Source organism: Dolichospermum circinale AWQC131C, assembly GCF_000426905.1.
GTDB lineage: Bacteria > Cyanobacteriota > Cyanobacteriia > Cyanobacteriales > Nostocaceae > Dolichospermum > Dolichospermum circinale.
On record NZ_KE384651.1, the window covers coordinates 79,218 to 85,250 of the forward strand.

At 32.8% G+C, this 6,033-nt stretch carries 2 protein-coding genes and 2 pseudogenes; all 4 read left to right on the top strand.

Annotation, left to right across the window (positions count from 1 at the left end):
• Positions 1 to 283: 283 nt before the first annotated feature.
• Positions 284 to 1,354 carry a hypothetical protein gene (locus tag ACIR131C_RS0119665; protein WP_028091549.1) on the top strand — a complete coding sequence of 357 codons (1,071 nt, stop codon included), beginning with the start codon at positions 284 to 286 and terminating at the stop codon, positions 1,352 to 1,354.
• A 16-nt stretch (positions 1,355 to 1,370) separates the two neighbouring features.
• The gene (locus tag ACIR131C_RS0119670; protein ID WP_028091550.1) at positions 1,371 to 2,369 is read left to right on the top strand and encodes an AAA family ATPase; all 999 of its coding nucleotides are present in this window, start codon (positions 1,371 to 1,373) and stop codon (positions 2,367 to 2,369) included.
• A gap of 1,963 nt (positions 2,370 to 4,332) precedes the next feature.
• A pseudogene (locus ACIR131C_RS26970) lies at positions 4,333 to 5,064 on the top strand (N-acetylmuramoyl-L-alanine amidase family protein); the annotation flags it as partial.
• Between the two features lie 22 nt (positions 5,065 to 5,086).
• Positions 5,087 to 5,956: pseudogene (locus ACIR131C_RS23545) on the top strand (RNA-directed DNA polymerase); the annotation flags it as partial.
• Between the last annotated feature and the right edge of the window lie 77 nt (positions 5,957 to 6,033).

Consider the following 6,033-nt stretch of genomic DNA (forward strand, 5'->3'; position numbering starts at 1 on the left):
GTTAAAAATAGCTTATCTGTTGGCTGACAAACCCGCCCAGAAATGATAGCGTGGCGTAAGCCATATTTCCGGGCTAATAGCGAAAGTAAACTTGAGTTTACTAAATAATTTTTGGTTTCCTTAGTCATCTTCAGATGACTTTTGCTATTAGACTGGGAATTCATTCCCAGGCGGGCTAAAGGTTTCACGTTAAGTTGACACCAATGAAGCTCTTGCTTTACCCCTACCCATGAAATCAAATGATTCAACAATTTTAAGTATAAATTATGGAGATTTTTATAATATGGAAAAACCTAATAATATCAAACTTCAGCAATTAGAAAAGAGATACCAAAATATAAAACAGGATATTGAAAAGCTTAATAACCAATTAAATCATACGGAAAATGCTAGAACTCAAAATAACCTAGAAAGAGAAATGAACTCTCTTTATGAAGAATTGGAAAAGATTGATCAGGAAACAAAAGGACTAAAATCTCCCATTAAAAAAAATGATGAACTTTCTGCTCAACGTTCATTTTTATCATATTTAGCTAATCGTTCCAGCCAAGAATTTGAACTAACAGAAGCTATTAAAAATCGTGATAAATCTCGTTTGTTAGTTTGCATAATTCATGGTGATGAACTTCAAAGCCATTACAAGTTTTTAGAACGAATGCGAAATGATTTTCTCCCTGATGTGCTGGATTTAGACCAGAATAAAACTACCGTAAAAATCAAAAAAATGATGTATTCTTCAGAATTAAAAAATCTGAATGAACTACCAAAGTATTTATTAATGAATCTTGCAAAAAATCTTGTAAATAAAGGTAACACATCTTTAGAAGAAATTAACGAAATTCTTAATAAATCTAGTCCTATGATTGTTCATACTGATCTAATTAGTGATGATTGGCAAAAACAAGGATTACATATTTTGAATAAATTATTAGAATTTTGGCAAGATTGGCATAATCAAAATACTCTCAATAAAGAAGTAATCATTTGCATTTGTGTTAAATATATACGTATTGAATGGACATGGAATATATTTGCTTTTTTAAAGCAATATCGTTATCAACAAATAAATAAGAAAATGCGTAAACACATTCAAGAATTTTCATTAATTACTAAAAACTATGACTCTTTATCAGTTATTATTTTATCAGAACTAGAGGCTGTAGGGAGAGCAGATGTTGAAAATTGGGCTGATTGTGAACATACTAAAAATTTTGTTGGTGAAAATAAAATTCAACAATTAAAAGATAAAATTGGAGATATGTTTGATAAATGGCAAAAACAAAAATCATCTAGTAAGATTCCTATGCGGTATTTAGCTGACAATTTACTAGAAATACTAGAACATTTTCATTAATTAAAGAGGATTTAACATGAAATTACCAATTTACACAGGTCAAGGAACCCGTCAAGGAGAACTACCAAAACAACTCCCAGATTCTCCGCTTTCTCGATTATTAAATCCTGAAAAATACATTGCTGATGAAGGTTTGCGAGATGCCTGTAATGTGGCATTATTATTAGGACAACCTTTATTATTAACTGGAGAACCGGGAACGGGTAAAACTCAACTAGCTTATAGTCTTGCGTGGGAACTGGGATTTGGTGAAGTTTTGAAATTTGAAACTAAATCTACTACTGTTGCCAGGGATTTATTTTATACTTATGATGCTTTAAAGCGATTTCAAGATGTGCAAACTGGTTTTGCTTCAACTCAAATCTTAGATTACATCACTTATCAAGCTTTAGGAAAAGCGATTTTACGTACTCGTGATGTAGAGGAAGTAAAGGAATTTATTTCCTCAGAATTTTTTAATACTGAACAGAAGCGTTCTGTAGTTTTAATTGATGAAATTGATAAAGCACCCCGTGATTTTCCCAATGATTTACTTAATGAATTGGAATTGATGTATTTTCGGATTCCAGAATTAGGAAATCAAAAAATTGTCGCAGATGAAAAATTAAAACCAATAGTAATTATTACTAGCAACTCTGAAAAAGATTTACCCGACGCTTTTCTGCGACGTTGCATTTATTATCATCTACCTTTTCCTAAAAATGAGACATTGCAGAATATTATTGCTAATCGGTTGGGAATAAATATTAGTGATCCTTTTTTACAATCAGCGATTAGTTTATTTGAAAAATTACGCGAACCTAGAAGTAATTTAATAAAAAAACCTGCAACGGCTGAATTATTAAGTTGGATTATAGCTTTACAAAAATTTAATGGTAGTTCTGATATTCCTTTAAAACAGAATTCAAATTTAATTATCACTACCCTAAGTAGCTTAATTAAAACTGCTGACGACAAAGAAAAAGCCAAAAAAGTTGTAGAACAATGGATAGCAGAACAGAACAGAACAACCTAAAACAATACAGTTGTAGGTTGGGTAGAACAAAGTGAAACCCAACATTTATTAACATTTATTGGGGTTTGTTACACCATTTTGAAGATCAAGAAAAAGCCAAAAAAGTTGTAGAACAATGGATAAAACAATAGAAGTAGAAAATAATTTAGCCAATCTCAATCCTGATGTTTTGCTAGAGTTTATTGATAAACTTAGGGAAGCAGGTTATAGCATTGGCATATCTCAATATATCGCCGCACAGGATTTAATTTTAATTCTGATTTCTCAAGGTGAAAATTTTGATAATCCAGAGAGGTTGAGGAATTTACTAGCACCTATATTTTGTAGTTCACAACTTGAACAAGAAAATTTTAAACAGTATTTTGATGATTTGTTTAAATCTGTTAGTCAAAATATTGTTTTAACAGAAAAAACAACAGCAGAAAACCAAACATCTTTAGAACCAGAAAAAGCCATAAAACCTCCTTCTCTGCTATTGATACTACCGTTGATAGTTATTATTGTTCGAGGAATTACTCTATTTGTAATATTCAATAATGTTCCTAACGAACCAATTGTAAAATCCCCTAATCCACCAACAACAAAACCTACCAAACTACCAACTAAAACACCTAATATTATAGCAACAACAAAACCTACGAATATACCAGACAAAACTTCTATACAGTGTACTGAAAATATACCCCCAAATACTATTAACTGGCCAAGAGAATTGGCGTTTTTCTTAACTCCTGCTGCTTTATTTCTAATTTCAAGAATGTGGTGGTTTTGGTTAAATCGTCAGTTGTTTTTGCGACGTTATGGGACGACAACCCAACCTGAACTACAGAATATTTCTATTGCTGATTTTGATATTGAGCAAGAATTATTCCCGACAATGATATTTATGCAAATTGCTCGAAATCTCAGACGACGGATTCCGATTCCTTCCCATCAATTAGATATAGAGAAAACTATTGATGCAACTGTGCGTCAAGGAGGATGGTTAAAGCCAATATATCGTAATTCTCAAATACTTCCAGAATATTTGTTTCTGGTTAATCGCACTAGCTTTCAAGATCATCAAGCTCAGTTTATAGAAGAAATAATTCAGCGCCTTAAACATGATAATGTTTTGATTACCAGTTATTTCTTTGATGATGATCCTTTAATTTGCTTTTCTAGTGATGGAATTGTTTCTCCACTCAGACTGGATGAAATTATTAGTAAATATCATCAACATTATCTGGTTTTAGTTTCAGATACAGAGATATTTTTTAATATTATTAATGGTGAATTAGAACCTTGGGTAAGTCAATTGATAACTTGGCAAAGTCGAGCTTTTCTGACTCCTAAACCAACGATAAATTGGGGTTATCAAGAGTTTAAAATAGCTCAAAAGTTTATTATTTTACCTGCTACACCACAAGGATTACAGATATTTAGCCAAAAACGAGATCATACCAAGCTTCTATCTTTTCAGGAAAAAGACTTAGAAAGAGGTTCAACAATACCCATACCACAAACGCTGCGACTGCAATCTTATCGCTGGTTAGAACGTAATTCTCTAGAACCTGAAAAAATCGCAACTATGTTGGTTTCTCTGCGGGAATATTTGGGGAAGGATAGTTTTTATTGGTTTTGTGCTTGTGCTGTTTTTCCTGAATTGCAATGGAATATCACTATTTATTTGGGTAATGTGCTGAAAAAAAAGTCAGGAAAATCTCTGTTAGAGGTTGATTCTTTGACTAATTTGGCGCGTTTACCTTGGTTTCGTTCTGGTTATATTCCAGATTGGTTGCGTGTTGATTTGATTAAGGAATTAACTCAGGAACAAGAGCAGGAAATCAGAACTGCACTAAAAAACTTACTCAATCAGGTTAATCATACTTCTGGAAATGGGTGGAAGTTATCAATAGCCAAAACATCTGTAAAAACTATTTATGAAGATAGTCCATTACAAGATTATCTATTTTTGGATTTTATGACTAAACCATCTTTACTTGATCTCAAAGTACCAGAAAAGTTTGGTCAATTATTGCCAAAACCCAAAAATCAAGTTTCTAAAAAAACGCAAATCAACCGCAGACGATTTTTGCAAATGGTCGGTTTAGGAGGTGCGGGTTTAGTAACATCAGTAGTAGGTAATCAGATTTTTAGAAGTTTAGAAAAGAGATTTTTAGTAATGATTGATCCTGGACATGGTATTTATCCAGATACAGGAGTGGTAGGTTTTCTTAAAGAAGAAGATATAGTTTTACCTATCAGCAAAAACATAGCAAAAATTTTAGAGAGAAATGGTATACAAGCGTTGCTAACCCGTAACAGGGACTGGTGCTTTACAGAAGATTCCGTGAGCGGAAGCTTAAGACATAGAGTAGAAATGACAGCAAAAGTTAATGCCGATCTATTTATTAGCATTCACGCTACTGCGTTTAATGGAAAAGCTAATGGCTGTGAAATATTTTTTAATTCTAAAGGTCAACACTTGGGTGAGTTAGTGATGGGTCAATTAGTAAATAGTAGCATTGTCCAAGGTAATAGTAATAATGGCTTGTTCAATAGAGGAATAAAAAGTGGAAATGCTTTATTTGTTTTAAGATATCTTAATGATTCTATACCCTCAATTTTAGTGGAAACTGGTTTTCTCGATAATAAAAAGGATGTCGCTCTATTGAACAACCCAGATTTCCAAAATAAAATGGCTGAGGCGATTGCTCAGGGTATTATCCTGTACAAAAACTCAGATGATTTCCGCCGCACCGTACTGAGATAGAGTGGTTCATCATGCTTTATGTAATATTATAACCCCAATTTTTGAGCGAACATTTATTCATGATTCCTATGCTAATCGGGTAGGTTTTGGTACTCATCGCGCTTTACGTAGATTTACAAAATTTGCTCGTTCCAGTCGTTATATTCTACAATGTGATATTTGTAAATATTTTCCTAGCATTGATCACGAAATTCTTAAATCTCTGTTGCGTCGGAAGTTGAAATGTCAAGAAACATTATGGTTGGCTGATATTATTATTGATAATAGCAACGAACAAGAAGCTATTTTAAATCATTTTCCTGGGGATGATTTATTTACACCATTACAAAGAAGACGAGGTTTACCAATTGGCAATCTCACCAGTCAATTCTTTGCTAATATTTATTTGAATGGTTTTGATCATTTTATTAAAGAAGATTTACAAGCTAAAAAATATGTTCGCTATGTAGATGATTTTGCTTTATTTGCAGATGACAAAGAATTTTTAGTTGATGCAAGAGAAGCAATAGAAAATTATTTAGCTAAATTAAGATTGAAAATTCATCCTGTTAAAAGTCAATTATTTGCAACTTGTAAAGGAGCAAATTTTTTAGGGTTTCGGGTTTTACCTGACAGGATTCGAGTCCGCACAGAAAATTTAAGACGTGCTAAAAGACGACTTAGACAAATGCAGCAAGATTATACTCAAGGTAAAATAGGAGAGAAAGAAATACAACAATCAATTCAAAGTTGGTTTGCTCATTTACAACATGGTGATACTGGGCAGTTACGACAACAAATATTAGCTAGTTTGGTTTTACCAGAGAGTGTTTATCATCAATTCTGTTGTTAATGTGAGTGTCAATCAACCCCACCCCCAACCCCCTCCAATATCAAAAGTTTATCCTTTTCTTCCCCCCGCAGCGGGGG

What these genes read in the sequence shown, in the direction of transcription:
- ACIR131C_RS0119665 (WP_028091549.1), top strand. Translation starts at nt 284, where the DNA reads ATGGAAAAACCTAATAATATCAAACTTCAGCAATTAGAAAAGAGATAC.
- ACIR131C_RS0119670 (WP_028091550.1), top strand. Translation starts at nt 1,371, where the DNA reads ATGAAATTACCAATTTACACAGGTCAAGGAACCCGTCAAGGAGAACTA.